General features: G+C 59.9%; 12 protein-coding genes. 5 read left to right on the top strand and 7 right to left on the bottom strand.

What is annotated here, in order from left to right; all coding sequences use genetic code 11:
* Positions 1-31: 31 nt before the first annotated feature.
* Both NKJ77_RS22265 and NKJ77_RS22260 read right to left on the bottom strand, forming a co-directional pair.
* A complete protein-coding gene (locus tag NKJ77_RS22265) occupies positions 32-1,447 on the bottom strand; it encodes a mannose-1-phosphate guanylyltransferase/mannose-6-phosphate isomerase (RefSeq protein ID WP_023747231.1) in 1,416 nt (471 codons plus the stop codon).
* Between the two features lie 240 nt (positions 1,448-1,687).
* Positions 1,688-2,674, bottom strand: a complete 987-nt coding sequence (locus NKJ77_RS22260; RefSeq protein WP_023747232.1) for a nodulation protein NodZ — start codon at positions 2,672-2,674, stop codon at positions 1,688-1,690.
* Between the two features lie 995 nt (positions 2,675-3,669).
* Between NKJ77_RS22260 and gmd the strand changes: the two genes are divergently transcribed.
* The 3 genes from gmd to NKJ77_RS22245 all read left to right on the top strand — a co-directional run bounded on the left by gmd (position 3,670) and on the right by NKJ77_RS22245 (position 7,456).
* Positions 3,670-4,740, top strand: a complete 1,071-nt coding sequence (gene gmd, locus NKJ77_RS22255; RefSeq protein ID WP_023672397.1) for a GDP-mannose 4,6-dehydratase — start codon at positions 3,670-3,672, stop codon at positions 4,738-4,740.
* Entirely contained in the window at positions 4,740-5,684 is a 945-nt protein-coding gene (fcl, locus tag NKJ77_RS22250) for a GDP-L-fucose synthase (protein ID WP_023747233.1), read from the top strand. Before gmd ends, fcl begins: the two co-directional genes overlap by 1 nt.
* Positions 5,685-6,034: 350 nt before the next feature.
* Positions 6,035-7,456, top strand: coding sequence for a phosphomannomutase (locus tag NKJ77_RS22245; protein ID WP_352535767.1), 1,422 nt, complete (start codon positions 6,035-6,037; stop codon positions 7,454-7,456).
* A gap of 168 nt (positions 7,457-7,624) precedes the next feature.
* Here NKJ77_RS22245 and NKJ77_RS22240 read toward each other — a convergent pair whose 3' ends face one another.
* From NKJ77_RS22240 to pdxR, 4 genes are all read right to left on the bottom strand, one after another.
* A complete protein-coding gene (locus NKJ77_RS22240; RefSeq protein ID WP_023747235.1) occupies positions 7,625-10,021 on the bottom strand; it encodes a transketolase in 2,397 nt (798 codons plus the stop codon).
* A gap of 51 nt (positions 10,022-10,072) precedes the next feature.
* The gene (locus NKJ77_RS22235) at positions 10,073-11,023 is read right to left on the bottom strand and encodes a PDR/VanB family oxidoreductase (protein WP_023747236.1); all 951 of its coding nucleotides are present in this window, start codon (positions 11,021-11,023) and stop codon (positions 10,073-10,075) included.
* 6 nt (positions 11,024-11,029) lie between these two features.
* Positions 11,030-11,521: an MOSC domain-containing protein gene (locus NKJ77_RS22230; RefSeq protein WP_023711837.1), complete on the bottom strand. Its 492-nt coding sequence runs from the start codon at positions 11,519-11,521 to the stop codon at positions 11,030-11,032.
* A gap of 156 nt (positions 11,522-11,677) precedes the next feature.
* Positions 11,678-13,183, bottom strand: a complete 1,506-nt coding sequence (gene pdxR, locus NKJ77_RS22225) for a MocR-like pyridoxine biosynthesis transcription factor PdxR (protein ID WP_352535792.1) — start codon at positions 13,181-13,183, stop codon at positions 11,678-11,680.
* 74 nt (positions 13,184-13,257) lie between these two features.
* Between pdxR and NKJ77_RS22220 the strand changes: the two genes are divergently transcribed.
* Both NKJ77_RS22220 and NKJ77_RS22215 read left to right on the top strand, forming a co-directional pair.
* Positions 13,258-14,490 carry a trans-sulfuration enzyme family protein gene (locus NKJ77_RS22220; RefSeq protein ID WP_023711839.1) on the top strand — a complete coding sequence of 411 codons (1,233 nt, stop codon included), beginning with the start codon at positions 13,258-13,260 and terminating at the stop codon, positions 14,488-14,490.
* 52 nt (positions 14,491-14,542) lie between these two features.
* Positions 14,543-15,442 (top strand): dihydrodipicolinate synthase family protein, encoded by a 900-nt coding sequence (locus NKJ77_RS22215; protein ID WP_023747238.1) that lies wholly within the window; start codon positions 14,543-14,545, stop codon positions 15,440-15,442.
* Between the two features lie 527 nt (positions 15,443-15,969).
* Here the strand turns inward: NKJ77_RS22215 and NKJ77_RS22210 are convergent.
* Positions 15,970-16,212 (bottom strand): ATP-dependent DNA ligase, encoded by a 243-nt coding sequence (locus tag NKJ77_RS22210; RefSeq protein ID WP_023747239.1) that lies wholly within the window; start codon positions 16,210-16,212, stop codon positions 15,970-15,972.
* Between the last annotated feature and the right edge of the window lie 185 nt (positions 16,213-16,397).

The raw sequence follows: 16,397 nt of genomic DNA, 5'->3' as shown, positions 1-16,397 counted from the left end.
GCCTCGTCGTTTAACTTTTTTGTACTGTTATCTACGTTCGACCATATTCGTCGTCGAAGCGAACGATATCATCCTCGGCGAGATAATCGCCGCTCTGCACTTCGATGATCACCAGGTCAATTCTGCCTGGGTTCTCGAGCCGATGCTTATGGCCGCAGGGGATGTAAGTAGATTCGTTTGTCCCCAGGAACAACTCCTGCTCGCCATTGACGATCTTGGCGGAGCCGCTGACCACGACCCAGTGCTCCGAACGATGATAGTGCATCTGCAGGCTCAACTGGCGACCGGGCTTCACCTCGATGCGTTTGATCTTGAAGCGCTCGCCTTCCTCCAGAACCGTATAGGAACCCCAGGGCCGGTGTACCGTGCTATGGACCAGATGAGCTTCATGTCCCGAAGCCTTGAGGCCCTCGAAGAGCTTCTTAACGTCCTGAACGCGGTCGCGGGATGTGACCAGCAAAGCGTCCGGGGAATCCACGATCACCAGATCGCTTACGCCCACCGTGCCGATGACGCGCTTGTCGGAGCTCACATAGGTGCCGGTCGTGTCGACCATGTGCACATCGCCGTGTATCCTGTTCCCGCTTTCGTCGGGGGCGATCAAATCGGCCATTGCGTTCCAAGATCCGATGTCGCTCCAATCCATGTCGCAGGGAATCACGGCAAGTTTGTTAGTTTTCTCCATGACAGCGTGGTCGAGCGAGATCCGCGGCGCGGAACCGAAATGCTCAGGCGCGAGTTCGATTTTGGCAAAGCCTTGGCATTGACTGGCGCGGCCGTTCTCGTAGCTGTCGGCGACGGCCTGGAGCACCTCGGGACAATGCAAAACCATCTCGTCGAGCATGGTTTGCGCACTGAAGCAGAAGATGCCGGCGTTCCAGAAGAAGCGTTGAGACGCGACATAGGCTTTGGCTGTATCCAGATCCGGTTTTTCAACGAAACGGACGACGTTCTCACCATCTGCTTCGATGTAGCCGAATGCCGTGTCCGGTCTGGTTGGGGTGATGCCCAATGTGGCGATCCGCCCGAGCTTCGCATGTTCCATGGCCAGGCCCATGACGTCTAGAAACGCAGGCAGGTTGCTAATCAGGTGATCGGCCGGGAAAACGCACAGGATCGCGTCAGGGCCTTGCGTTACCCTCGCATGGATCGCGGCTGCAGCCACGGCGGCGGCCGTATTCCGAGCTTCGGGCTCGAGCAGAAAGGTGCGTGGCAGGACCACGGAATCCAGTTCGTCAAATTCGTCCTTGGTCAGGAAGAGGTGTTCCCCGGATGTCACAGCGACGAGTTCCACGACACCTTCTATCGAAGCGGCACGCAGCACAGTGTGCTGAATGAGAGAATATCCATCCGCTACTTTGAGGAAAGGTTTGGGGTGCGATTGCCTTGAGGCGGGCCATAGCCGCGATCCGGCTCCGCCGCTGATGATCACGGGAATCACTTTCATAACCAACCTCGATTTCGTCTCTGGAGTGATCGTCCACGTTCTTTCGAGCGTCAGCGTCACGATCGCCGTCGCTCTGGCTTGTCTGCGGCCCCCGCGTAACGGCGAAGTTCTGGCGCGTTGCAGGCGGCGTCAGATGACGACGCTATCGGTAATGTACGACGCCTCCACTGGCGTCGGTGAGAAATGCGCATTCAACTATGCCTGTTGGTTGCGTCTGCCGAATTGCGCAGGTCGCGGGTCTTAACTGAGATCAGAGACTTGGCTGTCTTCTATCAAAGTCAAACGACTTGGCTCCTTCAGATCGAATTCAATTACCCGTGGTGCGAATAGACGTGCATATCGTGTAAAGGCGCTCGTCGGGGGAAACCGAATTACGGTATCGCAGCGCCCGAGAAGATACATCTCAACGAGGGCGGAAATTCCGCCGTCAATCCCGAGTGCTGCAGTGTGTAAGGGGCCACCTTGATTGGATCCGAAGTGCTTCGGGACAGTGAGCAGATCGGGAAACCTGGCCGACAGAAGATCCAGTATCCGCGCGCTGTCCGTGCATAAGAACAGCCGCACAGGCCTGGGATGCGGTAACGCCTTAGCCTTGTCAATTGCAGCGCACACTTGCCGAACGGCGAGCTCCGGATCGGCCCAGTAGGGCGCATGCTCCATGATGTCTTCACCGTTGCCGTGCCGAACATGAATCCCGATGATGCTGTGCCCCTCAAAACATTCCTGATAAATGGCATCTATGCGGGCTTGAATTTCTGGCCGAGGCTTGACACTCTGGAACACCTGCCGCTCTGCTTCCTCATCGCACCGCCACATCAGACAAGCGTCACACACTACTGTGTTCGCTTCGACATCGTGTTCGGCCTGAAAGAGCTCGCCCAACTCATCGCGCTCTTGGAAAATCTGCTCATCTGGCCGGTAAAGGCACTCGATCGCCGGCCTGTTCCACCACTCTGGGAAGAATGGACCAGGGAAGGAAACGTCGTTGATCCGGTCGTCGGAAATAGCCGGCACCCCAGCGATGTCATTGATCGGCTGGAAGAACACCGGAAACGCATTTGTGAAGGGTTGGTCGAGGTAGCAGGCCCCCCGCCAGTCGATGGCTAGAGTTCGTCCCGACCGCTGCGCGTAGCGCCAAGCGGCCGCCAACGACCACAGACAATCACCGAACCCCGTACGCCTCCGAGAGACGACGAACCGGCGCTTTTCCAATCCACTAACATGCATTTTCGGAAATCTCGTTTCGGAGAGGAGGTTGCATCCGGTTTGGAATCCTTAGTCGACACTAGTAGACCCTGACGCCGGGCCCTTGGCAGAGGCCGGGCCATAGGGCAGAAGAGCTCACTCAGCACTGCCCACTAATCCCGTGACGCTCGCAAAGCTTGAAGCCGATGCCCTCGCTTCCGGTTGCCCTCGCTTCCGGTTCAGCCTTCTCTACTGGGCCTCCGCGGCATATGTAAAATCTATTGAGTGGATGCCGGCCATCCATGTGTTGGATGCCATGATGAAGGGGCTCGGCTGACGCGGGCCCGGTCAATAGAGCCGAAACAGCCGGGAAACGCTGCTACACTGCCTGCCGAAGCAAATCATTCCGTCGACGCCGTACGCCAAGGGTGCAAGGCTGCATACAGCAACCGGTACCGGGCGAGATGAGGTCGACGGCTCGACGCGCCTGGAACCAGCTGATCGACAGAATCCGCAGTCGGCTCCCAAAGTTCTGCACGACCTGTGCCGGATGCTGTGGTGAGGGCTCGCGGCCACGAACTTTGTCCTCACCCCGAACGGAAGCTCGCGCTGCGACTCCGGGCCGGCGATGCGCCCCCGCTGCTCGCTCAGACCATCCATTCTGTGGATGCACTTTATCCAAACAATCGATTTCACTGATCCAAACAATTCCCATTAGAAGACGCTGAAGCAAGAAAGAAAGGCGTCCTCACTCGCTGATAGAAGAGCAAATCAGCTGCAAGGTGCTTGGAGTACAGTCGCTCACGGCGTGAGCTGAGCGGTACTCTGACCGCATGTACGAATCCGACAGGTGAGCGGCGCAACTCTATTTTGCTGTGACTCCAAGCAAGAGCAGGTGTGCTCGGCTGGCGGACTGTCAATGACGAGCCGCGCGCCGCATCTGTCAAGTGCTCCATAGGGCACAGGGCGGGCCGCACATTGTGTCGGCGTGGCGAGCCCGGAGCCGAAACTTTAAAATTTAATAGAGCAGGAATAGAATGGGTGATAGCAGGAAAGTTGCTCTTATTACGGGCATAACTGGACAGGATGGTGCCTATCTTGCCCGTCTTCTTCTCAAAAAAGACTACATCGTTCATGGGATTAAACGACGTTCCTCTTCCTTCAACACCGGTCGTATAGAAGACCTCTACCAAGACCCGCACGAATCCGATCCGCGCTTAATCTTGCATTACGGTGATCTCACTGATTCGACTAACCTCATCCGCGTGGTTCAGGAATCTCAGCCAGACGAAATTTACAACTTGGCTGCTCAGAGCCATGTCCAGGTGTCGTTCGAAACACCTGAGTACACAGCAAACGCGGACGGTATCGGTACATTGCGACTTCTTGAGGCGATTCGCCTCCTCGGTCTGACGGACAAGACCCGCTTCTATCAAGCCTCGACGTCAGAGCTATACGGCCTCGTGCAGTCCGTACCGCAGAACGAAACGACGCCCTTTTATCCGCGCAGCCCTTACGCCGCCGCCAAGCTCTACGCCTACTGGATGGTCGTCAATTATCGCGAGGGCTATGGTATGCACGCTTCCAACGGCATTCTTTTTAATCACGAAAGCCCCCTTCGTGGCGAAACTTTTGTGACGCGCAAGATCACCCGCGCTGCCGCTGCTATTTACCTGGGCAAGCAGGACAAGCTTTATCTCGGCAATCTCGATGCTCAACGCGATTGGGGCCATGCGCGTGAGTACGTGCGAGGTATGTGGATGATGATGCAGCAGGATCAACCGGATGATTACGTGCTGGCTACGGGCAAAACGACTCCTGTCCGCCAATTCGTCGAGTGGGCTTTCGAAGATGTCGGCGTCGAGATCGAATGGCGTGGCAAGGGTGTCGACGAAAAGGGCTATGATCTAGCGAGCGGCAGATGCCTAGTCCAAGTGGACCCACGCTACTTCCGCCCCACGGAAGTCGATCTTCTCCTGGGTGACGCTACCAAGGCGAAGGAGAAGCTCGGCTGGGTGCATGAGATATCCGTGCGCGACCTTGCTGCGGAAATGGTCCGCGAAGACCTGAAGGTCATGCAGACATCTGTAGTCATGAAGGAAGCGTAATGTATGATCTGAACGGAAAAACCGTGTGGGTCGCTGGCCATAAAGGTATGGTGGGCAGCGCTGTTGTACGCCGCCTCGCGTCCGAAGACTGCAAAGTTGTGGCCGCCCCTCGGGGAGAGCTAGATCTCAAGCGACAGACCGAGGTTGAAAACTTCGTGGCAGTGATGAAACCGGACGCTATCATTATGGCGGCGGCAAAGGTAGGCGGCATTCTCGCGAACGCCACCTATCCGGTCGACTTTCTTTACGACAATCTGATGATCGAGGCCAATATCTTCGCGGCAGCCCACGAAAACAATGTCGACCGCGTCCTCTTCCTCGGCTCGTCTTGCATCTATCCGAAGATGGCACCACAGCCCATTCCTGAAAGCGCGCTTTTGACCGGCCCACTAGAGCGCACCAACGAATGCTACGCCGTCGCCAAGATCACCGGCATCAAAATGGCTCAAGCCTATCGCGAGCAATATGGCCGCGATTACATCTCCGCTATGCCGACGAATCTCTACGGGCCAGGCGACAATTATGACTTGCAGTCAGGCCACGTCGTCCCAGCGCTGATCCGGAAAGCGCATGAAGCTAAGCTCATAAGTGATAAGCAAATCACCATCTGGGGCACGGGCACACCACGTCGGGAATTCATGCACGTCGACGACTGCGCCGACGCATTAGTCTTCCTTCTGAAGAACTACTCTGACCATGATCACGTCAATCTCGGCTGCGGACAGGACATCACGATCCTAGAGCTGACAAGAATGATCTGCCGTGTAGTCGGATTTACTGGGGAGATTGCGCATGATCACTCTAGACCTGACGGTACACCGCGAAAGCTGATGAGCGTCGACAAGCTGCGCACTTTGGGATGGGCAGCAAAGATCACTCTCATGGAAGGCATCGAGAGTGCCTATCATGCATTTCTGAACGGGAGCTACACCGAACGGCGATAAATAAAAGGATTTGCTGCGTCTCAGGCCTGTACGCGCTTTCGGGACCCAGAGCTAATGTGGACTGAGACAATCACTCGATGGCGAGCGCTCATGTGAGCCAGCCGCGAGGAGCCCTGCCGGATCTCAACCCCATCCGCTCCAACCTCGTCGCCATGAAGGTCACGGTGCGCTGCCCACGACGACGCCGACCGCGCCAATCCTCACAAGGGTAACCGTACAGAACCGAACGCGTCTACGCTAACGGAATGTACTTCTTGTTCTCGTCCGAGGGATCTGTCGATGGGCATTCCGGACGAGCCAAGGTTTGAGCATGTCACCTTTAAAAACCAGTTAGCAACGTCGGATTTGGTATGAAATTCGGAACAAGTGGATTACGGGGCCTGGCGACAGAATTGGCAGGAGCCGCCTCTGCCCTATATGCAACGGCATTCGCGACATTCCTGCTGGAATCCGGCCTGGCCAGAATTGGCGACGAGATACTCATAGGGCGCGACTTTCGCGCCTCGAGTCCGGCCATCGCCGCCGTCTGTGCGGCGGCACTGTCCGCGCTCGGCTTCATCGTAGTCGATTGCGGCGCAGTCCCCACCCCTGCCCTGGCACTGTATGCTCAGGCGCGTAAGAGTGGTTGTTTGATGATCACAGGCTCGCACATTCCGGCCGACCGTAATGGAATAAAATTCTATCGACCCGACGGTGAGATCGACAAAGGTGATGAGCGGGAGATAACGCGCATCGCCTTGCATTTGGAGAAGCGCGGATACGTCCTTGAAGGTGCTGTTGCACGTCGGCAGCACCGGGAGGCCGAATGCAAGGCTTTTTTCATGGAGCGCAATCGGAAGCTTATGGAGAATAATGCTCTAAAGGGCTTAACGGTGGGCGTATATCAGCACAGCACAGTCGCGCGCGATCTCTTGGTTGACATTCTCTCATGTCACTGTGCGACGGTCGTAACCCTGGGACGTTCGGAAGGTTTCATTCCTGTCGACACTGAAGCGGTCCCTGACGAGACTGCTCAACAGTTCAAGCTCTGGGCCAAAGAGCATCGACTTGATGCGATCGTCTCGGCAGATGGCGATGGTGACCGCCCACTGGTAGCTGACGACCACGGAGACCCCCTTCGTGGTGATTTGTTAGGCCTGGTTACGGCGAACTTCCTGCAAGCGAAGACGGTCGTCACGCCGGTCACATCAAACTCTGGTATCGAGACCGCAGGTTCTTTCAAAGTTGTACGTACTAAGGTTGGATCGCCATTTGTTATTGCTGCCATGCTCGATTTGGTTGCGTTGGGTCACGAGCGCGTGGTTGGTTTCGAAGCAAACGGTGGTTTGTTGACCGGCACGGACTTTGACCCGAACGGAACTAAACTGCGAGCGCTACCCACACGCGACAGTTTTCTCCCCATCCTCGCGGCACTTTCCCTTGTTAATACAAGTGGGCAGCCACTGTCGGAGATTGGCAGTTCCTTTCAATTGCCAGCGGCGGTGGCGGATCGCTTGGAAAATTTTTCCGTCGAAAGCAGCACTCGCCTCATGACATACCTTCGTACAGCGGAAACTAACATCGCCGCCTTCGTCGGGTCGATTGGAGTGGTAAGCAAGGTTAGCGATGTTGACGGGCTTCGTATCACTCTCGCGGATAAGCGTGTCTTGCATTTGCGTCCATCCGGAAATGCCCCGGAAATGCGGTGCTACGTCGAAGCCGAAAATCGGGAGGACGCGGAGCTTTTGCTCCGGACTGGATTGGATCGAATTCGTAATTGGGCGCAAGGCTAAATAAAAGCCGCCTCCCTGCGTATTCCAGGTGACCCTGGGGGTCGCACAAGCTACTCAAGCGCGATCAGAACGTCCACAGTGTCCCGGCCCTGTCCGCTTTGAAGCGAACCGGAACGCCCGTGGAAACAGCCGATCCGTACCAGCCACGGAGCATCCGGTCGCTCATGGTCAAGGCAGCGCCTTGCGGTAGCGAACAGCCGGTCCCGCACTGACCGCCTGTGCCGCATGTACGATGGCGTTGGTGTCCAGGCCGTGGTGACGGTAGAGGTCCGCAATAGTCCCCGTCTGGCCGAAATGCTCGACCCCGAGCGCCTTCACGCGATGCCCGTTAACCCCACCGAGCCACGCGAGCGTCGCCGGGTGGCCGTCGATCACGGTGACGATGCCGCAGTCACGCGATAGCGGCGCGAGCAGCCGCTCGATATGACTCAGGGCGCCAATCGCGCCACGCTGCCGGGCTCGTTCCGCCGCCTGCCAGCCCGCATTAAGCCGGTCCGCGGAGGTGATCGCGAGCAGCCCGACATCGCGCCGGTCCTCCGCCAGAAGACCCGTCGCGGCAATCGCCTCCGGCGCGACAACGCCTTGGTAAGCAATGACGACACTCGCGTTCGGCCCGGGCGGACGCAGCCAATAGGCGCCATTGACGATGTCCCGCGCGAGCGCCGGTTTCATGTCGCGCAGCGGCTGCTCGAGCGGCCGGGTTGACAGGCGAAGATAGACCGATCCTCCGGTCTGATCACGCAGCCACGTCGTTTCATCCGGATTCCCCTCGCCATTACGTTGCATGTAATCGAAGGCAAAGCGCATGATCACGGACAGTTCGTCGACGAAGGCCGGTTCGAAGGCGCAAAGCCCATCCTGCGCCATGCCGATCAATGGGGTGCCGATCGACTGGTGTGCCCCGCCCTCGGGCGCCAGCGTCACGCCCGAGGGCGTTGCGACCAGCATGAAGCGCGCATCCTGATAGCAGGCGTAGTTTAGCTGGTCGGCCGATCGGTAGATGAAGGGATCATAGACTGTCCCGATCGGCAGCAGGCGCACGCCATTGATCGAGTGCGAGAGACCGAGCGCCCCGAGCATGATCATCAGGTTCGACTCGGCGATACCGAGCTCGAGGTGCTGCCCCTTCGGCCCAAATTCCCAGGTAAAGGTCGACGGAATGCGTTCGGCCTTGAAGGTGTCCGCCATGGTCTCCCTGGCGAAAAGGCCGCGCCGGTTGACCCAGCCACCGAGATTGGTCGAGACCGTCACATCGGGCGAGGTGGTCACAATGCGGTCGGCAAGCAGACTGCGCTCGCGTGCGATGTCGTTCAGGATCTGGCCGAAGCCCATCTGGGTCGAGAGCGGCTTGCCGGGCTGCCCCGGTGACGGAAGGGTTTCGGGCACCGGCACCGAAGGCGCAGACAGCCTCCTACGCCCCTCACTGAAGAACGGCGCTTTTGCGAAGAAGGCGTCAAGTTCCGCTTCCGGCAAGGTGGCGGCCGCCCATTTGTCCCACTCCTCACCCCGCTTTACGCCCATCTGCAGGCGGTAGTCTTCCATCTGCGTGGGCGTCATCTGCCCCGCGTGGTTGTCCTTGTGTCCGGCAAGCGGCAGACCGTAGCCCTTGATGGTGTAACAGATGAAGCAGACGGGACGGTCATGCTTGGACGCCGCCTCGAAGGCTTCGAGGAGGCTCGGCATGTCATGCCCGCCAAGGTTCGTCATCAACGCCTGCAACTCGTCGTCGGAGCGGCGTTCGATCAGAGTGGTGACCGGCCCTTGGTCTCCGATCTCGTCGAGCAGCCGCTTGCGCCAGGCAGCACCCCCTTGGAAGGTCAGCGCCGAATAGAGCTGGTTCGGACAGCGCTCTATCCACTCGAGCAGCTTCTCGCCCCCCGGCTCGGCAAAGGCAGCCTCTTGCAGAGCGCCGTGGCGCAGGACCATCACGTCCCAGCCGAAGTTGCGAAAAATCTGCTCGAACCGCTGCCAGAGGCCCTCCCGGATCACGGCGTCGAGCGACTGGCGATTGTAGTCGACCACCCACCAGCAGTTCCTGAGCCCGTGCTTCCAGCCTTCGATCAGGGCCTCGTAGATGTTGCCCTCATCCATCTCGGCGTCGCCGATCAGGCTGACCATTCGGCCCTCGGCACGCTCCTTCATCCAGCCGTGACCCGAGACGTAGTCCTGCACCAGCGACGAGAACAGCGTCTGAGCAACGCCGAGACCCACCGACCCGGTCGAGAAGTCGACATCGTCGACATCCTTCGTCCGCGAAGGGTAGCTCTGCGCGCCCTTGTAGCCGCGGAAGTTCATGAGCTTTTCGTGAGTCTGGTTGCCCGCCAGATACTGAAGTGCGTGGAAGATCGGCGCCGCATGGGGTTTGACCGCCACCCGATCCTGCGGGCGTAGGACCGAACCGTAGAGCGCGGTCATGATGGTGCTCAGCGACGCGGACGAGGCCTGATGCCCCCCGACCTTGATCTCATCGCCCTCGCGGACGTGGTTGGCGTGGTGGATCGTCCAGGCTGCGAGCCAGGAGACGCAGCGCTCGATCTCGTTCAGATATTCCAGTTTCCTCGTCATTCAGTTTCCCGCAAATAAGCTGCCGGTCTCACAGGACCCCCGCCCAAATGGTCAAAGATCGAGTTTCAACAAACCTGTCGCGCGCGACACGCAGGGGATGAAGCGGTGGCCGCGTGCCTCCTTGGACAGGACGGCATCCCGATGGATCGGCTGTCCCGCCAGCATTGCGCATTCGCAGGTCCCGCACACCCCATTCTCACACGAGGCCATCAACGGCACACCGGCCGCGCGCAGGGCCGCGAGCGCCGTGGTCTGCGCCGAAACCTCGACCATCCTGCCCTCACCCAGTTCTATGACGAATGGTTCCGGTGGCCCGCCATCAAACTCGGGAGGCTGGAAAGTTTCGAAATGAACAGTACCCTCGGGCCAGCGTTCGGCCGCGCGCCCCACAACCGCCATGAAGCCAGGCGGCCCGCAATAGTAAACCTGAGCCTCGGCCGAACGGTTCGCCAGCAGCGCGGCGATGTCCTGCCGGGTCTGAGGCTCGTCGTCGAAATGGATCCGCACATTGCCGCCAGGAAGATCGCGCCCGATCGCCGCCAAGAGTGGCGTGAGCGCCCGGCTGCGGGTGAAATAGTGCAACTCGAAGGGCTTGGCCTGCCGGGTGAGCGCGCGCGCCATGGCCAGAATCGGGGTGATCCCGATTCCCCCTGCCAGCAGCAAAGTCGGCCCCTCGCCTGACTTGAGCGCAAAATGGTTGCGTGGCGCGGAGACAGGCAGTGCGGAGCCGACGGCAATGGTTTCGTGGATCCACGCCGAGCCGCCACGGCCGTCATTCTCGCGCTTCACCGCGATGGTGTAGCGGCCAAGCTCGGTCGGGTCGCCGCAAAGTGAATACTGACGCACCTTCCCTTCAGGCAGATGGACGTCGACGTGAGAACCCGCTTCGAACGCCGGCAGCACAGGTTTGCGTGGGTGTTTCAGGTCGATGACCAGCACGTCGCCCGGCTCCTTGCGGACGGCGGTCACGGTCAGCTTCATGATAATACGCGGCGAGGCCATGGCGTTTCACTCGTCGATGGGCAAGATCAGATCACCAGGGCGGATCACGCCCCCGACGTCGATTGTGCAGTTCAGGCCGGAGCGGTTCAGAAGCCCCTCGTAGAGACCCGAAAGCCCGAGCAACTCCTCGATATACTTGCACGGCACATTCATCCGGGCTGCCCTGAGAATCGTTTCCCCGACCCGGAAGCGTTTGCCGACAAGATGGCTAAGCGGAACGCCTCGTGTCGTAAGATTGCGCCGGTGATCTTCGGGTGCGAGCTTGGCCTTGAAGCCCGGAATTCTGGGTTCGCCCTGCGCGATGGCGTCCAAGACTTCAGCTTCGATCAGCGTCACTTCGCGAACGTCAGGACGCGCGGAATAGGTCCCCGTCCCCAAGTAGTAGCGGTCTCCGACAATGCCTTGGCCGGCAATAAGCTGCGCCTGCGCCAGCTCCTCCATTTCATAGGAGGCAGCGGGCGCGATATGGACGTGAAGCAGCTTTCCTCGCCAGGTCATCATCGCTCTCGGAATTCGTCTCGTGGAACCTGCTGCAAAACTGGCCTGATCAACAGCGCCAGTTGCATGGCATTTTACCGGTCCAGTTGGCTGTCTGGAAAGAAATACGAGGGGTCTCGGACCGTTTTCAGCGCCAGCTTTCGACGTCGCCCCGTCTCAGTTGTTCCGCGCCGGCATCGCGTCTTGCACCTGCTTGACAACCTCTCGCAGGACCTCAACGCCCTTCCCGATCTGCCGAATGCTCAAGGCGGCATAGCCCATGACAAGTCCGACGCGATCGGTGCGGCCTTCGTCCGATGGCCGTACGTAGAGCGGCGAGATCAAGTGTAGCCCCAGGCCAGCGTCGCGGGCGGATTCGACCAAGGCCGTTTCCCGCGATCGTGGCAGGTCATTGAACCAAACCGCGACGTGCAGTCCCGCATCAGCTCCCTGGACAGTGATGCGATCCCCGAAGCTGTGCTGCAAGGCACCCAACAACGTTTCCCGACGCTCGCCGTTCAGCCTGCGCACACGGCGCACATGGCTTTCGTAGCCGCCGCTCTCGATCAACGATGCCAGCGCTTCCTGTTCAGCGACCGGCGAATGCCGGTCTGCGAATTGTTTGGCGGTTGCGAAGACGTCCTGCAATTCGGGCGGGAGGACGAGGTAGCCGATGCGCAGCATCGGCGAGAGCGTTTTGGAGATCGTGCCGAGATAGATGACAGCCCCGTGGTCCTCGAGACTGTGCAGCGGAGGGACCGGATTGATGTCGTAGCGATATTCGCTATCGTAGTCGTCCTCGATCACATAGGCGTTGTTGTGCCGCGCCCATTCCAGAAGCTGATGGCGGCGCGCGATCGGCATGACGCCGCCCAGCGGAAACTGATGCGATGGCGTCACATAAGCCAGTCGTGCTCCGATCCCCGCCAGCAACTCGGTCCTCATCCCGTCTTCGTCGACGATGACCGGGATGGGTGAAGCACCCGTACTGGCAAAGACCTGACGCGCCATCCTGTAGCACGGATCCTCGATGACGAAGCGGTCGGCGGGATCGAGAAGCAGGCGCGCGCACAGATCAAGGCCCTGCTGCGAACCGCTGACGATGACGATCTGGTCGAGGTCGCAGCTCAGGGTCCGGGCGCGCCAGAGATATCCCTGAAGCGCCTGGCGGAGCCGGCGCGAGCCGCGAGGATCGTCATAGGCAAGACGCAGCGGGCGCTGCCCCATCGCCTCGTTCATCGCGCGTTTCCAGACCAATGATGGGAAATCCGACGGTGCCAGGTCCCCATAGCGGAACTCGACCTTCAGCCCAGTCGGCAGATAATCTGGCCAGGGTGACGTCGCGCCCAGCCGCTCGCCATATGCGGACAGGTGGATTGGGCCGACCCGTTTCGCGTGAGTGCGGCCCGTCTCATGGCCGATCAACGAAGACGCAACGCGAGGTCGCGCGCCTTGACGGGCTTCGATGAAACCCTCCGCAGCCAGTTGCTCATAGGCGACCGTCACCGTGGTTCGCGAAACGCCGAGGTCATTTGCCAGCGCCCGGGAGGATGGCAACTGACTGCCGGTTTCGTAGACGCCGCCGAGGATTTGCTCGCGAAGGGCTTCGTAGATCTGGCGTGCACCCATCGCATGCGAGCGCGCTGCAGACCCGGCACTTGAAGACTGGACCATCTCTTTCATCGCCAACTGGATATTTCACATTGGCCAGGTTGCCGTCAATCTTTCGGAACCCCAAGAAAGATCGCAGAGGCCGAATGACCAGCTCCCATCAATCCGAAACCGATACTCCCACGGGGTCGCTCAACCGCACCAGCCCCGGATTTGCCACCCGGGCGATCCATCATGGCTACGATCCGGCCGGCTTTTCCAATGCCGTCCAGCCGCCAGTGTTCCTGACGTCAACCTATGGGTTCGAAAGCGTGGCAGCAAACGATGCCGCCGCCGCCCTTGGTGGACGGCTCTATGCGCGCGAATACAATCCCACGACCGAGATCCTCGAGCAGCGGCTCGCGATTCTGGAAGGAGCCGAGGCGGGGCTGGTTGTTGCCTCGGGGATGGCGGCCTTCGGCACTCTGATCCTGTCGCTCCTGTCCCAGGGCGATGAACTCATCGTCCACAAGACGCTTTATGCGAACACGCTTGCCATGGTCGAACAGGCGGTCCCCCGCTTCGGCATCAAGGTCGTCGCGGTCGATCTGTCAAATCCCCAAAATCTCGATGCTGCGATCACCGAGCGGACGCGGCTGGTTTTCTTCGAGACGCCGGTGAATCCGCTGAGCCGCATCCTCGACATAGCGGCAATTGCCGAGCGCGCTCACGCGCGCGGTGTAAGGGTTGCAGTCGACAGCACCTTCGCCTCGCCCGCGCTCCAGCGACCGCTTGAGCACGGGGCGGACATCGTGCTCCATTCGCTGACCAAGTACATCAATGGTCATGGCGATGCCCTTGGCGGGGCGCTTCTCGGCGACGCCCAAACGCTCCGTACGCTGCATGAAACGGGCCTGCGCTACATCACCGGCGCAGCGCTCTCGCCGATGTCAGCTTTCCTGATCCTGCGCGGTCTCAAGACGCTGACGCTGCGTATGGAACGGCACAGCGCCACGGCCCTTGCGGTGGCTCGGGCGCTGGAAGCGCACCCGGCGGTGGCATTTGTGAGTTATCCGTTCCTGGACTCGCACCCTGATCAGGTGACGGCGCGAAAACAGATGTCCAACGGATCGGGCATGTTGGCCTTTGGCCTCCACGCTGGATACGAAGGCGCGCGCCGGATGATGGACCGGCTCAACCTGATCATTCGCGCCGTCAGCCTCGGCGATGCCGACAGCCTCATCTATCATCCAGCAAGCCTCACCCGTGCTCGGCAGCCGATCCGCAAGGATGCCCATTTGGCCGATGGAGTGGGCGAGGACCTCATGCGTCTCTCGGTGGGGCTTGAAGACGCTGATGATCTGATCGCCGATCTGCGGCGGGCTTTGGACGTCTTGTAATGACCTGGCATGCGGTCACCTCTGCGCTCACACATAGATCTGGAGCCTTGCCATGGCATTCCTGAGCGGTCTTTCCGCGTTCCCCATCACCCCAACCAATCGTGACGGCCGCGTCGATAGCGTTGCCCTGCGCAGGCTGATTGCTCGGCTTGGCATCGCTCAGGTCGATTCCATCGGTCTTCTCGGCAGCACCGGCACATACATCTATCTGTCGCGCGAGCAACGGCGGCGGGCGCTCTCCGAGACCTTGGACCAAACGGCGGGGCAAATGCCGGTCGTGGTGGGTGTGGGCGCGCTGCGCACCGATGAAGCCGTGGGGCTCGCGCAAGACGCCAAGGCCCTTGGAGCAGCTGCGGGTTTGCTTGCCGCCGCATCCTACACCCCGCTTACTGATGACGAGGTGCTAGAACATTTCTCCACTGTGGCGCGCGAAAGTGGCCTGCCGATCGTCGTCTACGACAATCCAGGAACGACGCATTTCCATTTCAGTCCACCCCTTGTCAGCCGCCTGGCAAAGGTGGCTGGGATTGTCGCCATCAAGAATCCGACAGACAAAAGCGATGCGATCAAGAACCACCTGACCGCCCAGAGGCGTACACTGCCGGAAGGGTTCTCGATTGGTTACAGCGGCGACTGGAACGCCGCCGAGGCCATGATCGCCGGCGCCGACACATGGTACAGCGTCCTCGCGGGCATCCTGCCCGAGGTCTGCATGACGATCGTCACAGCGGCGCAACAGGGGGATGCGGCCGAAGCGCGACGGATCAATGCCGCGCTGGTCCCGATCTGGAGCCTCTTCAAGGAGTTCTCGAGCCTTCGCGTCGTCTATGCACTCGCTGAATTGCTCGACATTTGTGCCGACCCCCCGCGTCCCATCCTGCCTCTGCCCCCAGCAGCGAAGCGCCAGATCGCCGCCGCGTTGAAAGGTTTGCCATCGGATGCCAGCCGGTGAACAGCAAACCCCGTTCGGCAAGTGAAAGGTATTTACCCGCTCATTTCGAGAACTGATCGAAAACAACGCACTCGGCGTGCTGATAGCCATGGCTGGAGCGGTCTCGACGCCAATCACACCCCCTTCGAACTCGACAATCGACTGCGGAGGTACAGACTGCGCAGGGCACTCCGCCCATGCCGCACCGTTCGCCTTCAAACTAGGAATCGGTGGTTTATCCATTGGAATGGCATCGAGCCGGCGCTTTACTTCCGGCCCGGTGCGCGCATTGAAGCCGGTGCCAATGCCGCCGGCGAACACCAGATTTCCGTCCTCGACATTCGCCAGAGCACGCTTCCCGACCGCCGTAACTGTTGCCGGGTTCGCAGCCGATGACGATGAACTCACCACTCAGCACGCATTTTGTCTCACCCATTCTTGGCGCCGGCCGGATCGATATGGACTGACACGAAGCTTGGAGACGGTGCCCTCGAGGCCGAACTGGCAGACTTGCGCGAGAATGTCGCTGCCGCCGCTGATCTCGTCGCTCAGAACGATGCCGTTTGGCGGCGTTTCAGCAGGTTAACTAGCGCTTTGCGCCGATCGACGAGTGGCCGATCGCGAAGACCCTCGCCGTCGATCTTGAGCAGGTCGAAGCCGGCAAGCATGGTCCTGACGTCTCCCGCCGCGGCCAAGAGCCCGCTGAAGACTGGGAATGCGCGACAAGCCTTCTGGTCAACGACGAACGCCTCACCGTCTATTATAGCGTCCGAGGCGCCGAGCTCGGCCACCGCCCGGGACGATAGTCGGAAACCTGAGGGTCCCGTCGTGGAGGTTGCGGGTCGAGGTAGGCCCCCATCGATAGTCGTCCCATTTCATTTCGTGTAGCCAATCAGGGCCCTGCCGGACGCGGCCGACCAGCGGTCGATGTTCGCGACGACCCGAATGTCCAGTCTCGTGTAACCCAGCCTAAGCG

This window comes from Mesorhizobium sp. M0052, from assembly GCF_040323255.1.
Taxonomy (GTDB): domain Bacteria; phylum Pseudomonadota; class Alphaproteobacteria; order Rhizobiales; family Rhizobiaceae; genus Mesorhizobium.
Note: the sequence above shows the minus strand (reverse complement) of the source record. Positions and strands in the feature narration are given on the sequence as shown.

Excerpts from the sequence above, each read along its gene's own strand:
- gmd (WP_023672397.1), top strand. The coding sequence starts at position 3,670 with ATGGGTGATAGCAGGAAAGTTGCTCTTATTACGGGCATAACTGGACAG.
- NKJ77_RS22220 (WP_023711839.1), top strand. The coding sequence starts at position 13,258 with ATGACCAGCTCCCATCAATCCGAAACCGATACTCCCACGGGGTCGCTC.
- NKJ77_RS22240 (WP_023747235.1), bottom strand. The coding sequence starts at position 10,021 with ATGACGAGGAAACTGGAATATCTGAACGAGATCGAGCGCTGCGTCTCC.
- fcl (WP_023747233.1), top strand. The coding sequence starts at position 4,740 with ATGTATGATCTGAACGGAAAAACCGTGTGGGTCGCTGGCCATAAAGGT.
- NKJ77_RS22235 (WP_023747236.1), bottom strand. The coding sequence starts at position 11,023 with ATGGCCTCGCCGCGTATTATCATGAAGCTGACCGTGACCGCCGTCCGC.
- NKJ77_RS22245 (WP_352535767.1), top strand. The coding sequence starts at position 6,035 with ATGAAATTCGGAACAAGTGGATTACGGGGCCTGGCGACAGAATTGGCA.
- NKJ77_RS22260 (WP_023747232.1), bottom strand. The coding sequence starts at position 2,674 with ATGCATGTTAGTGGATTGGAAAAGCGCCGGTTCGTCGTCTCTCGGAGG.
- NKJ77_RS22230 (WP_023711837.1), bottom strand. The coding sequence starts at position 11,521 with ATGACCTGGCGAGGAAAGCTGCTTCACGTCCATATCGCGCCCGCTGCC.
- pdxR (WP_352535792.1), bottom strand. The coding sequence starts at position 13,183 with ATGAAAGAGATGGTCCAGTCTTCAAGTGCCGGGTCTGCAGCGCGCTCG.
- NKJ77_RS22215 (WP_023747238.1), top strand. The coding sequence starts at position 14,543 with ATGGCATTCCTGAGCGGTCTTTCCGCGTTCCCCATCACCCCAACCAAT.
- NKJ77_RS22265 (WP_023747231.1), bottom strand. The coding sequence starts at position 1,447 with ATGAAAGTGATTCCCGTGATCATCAGCGGCGGAGCCGGATCGCGGCTA.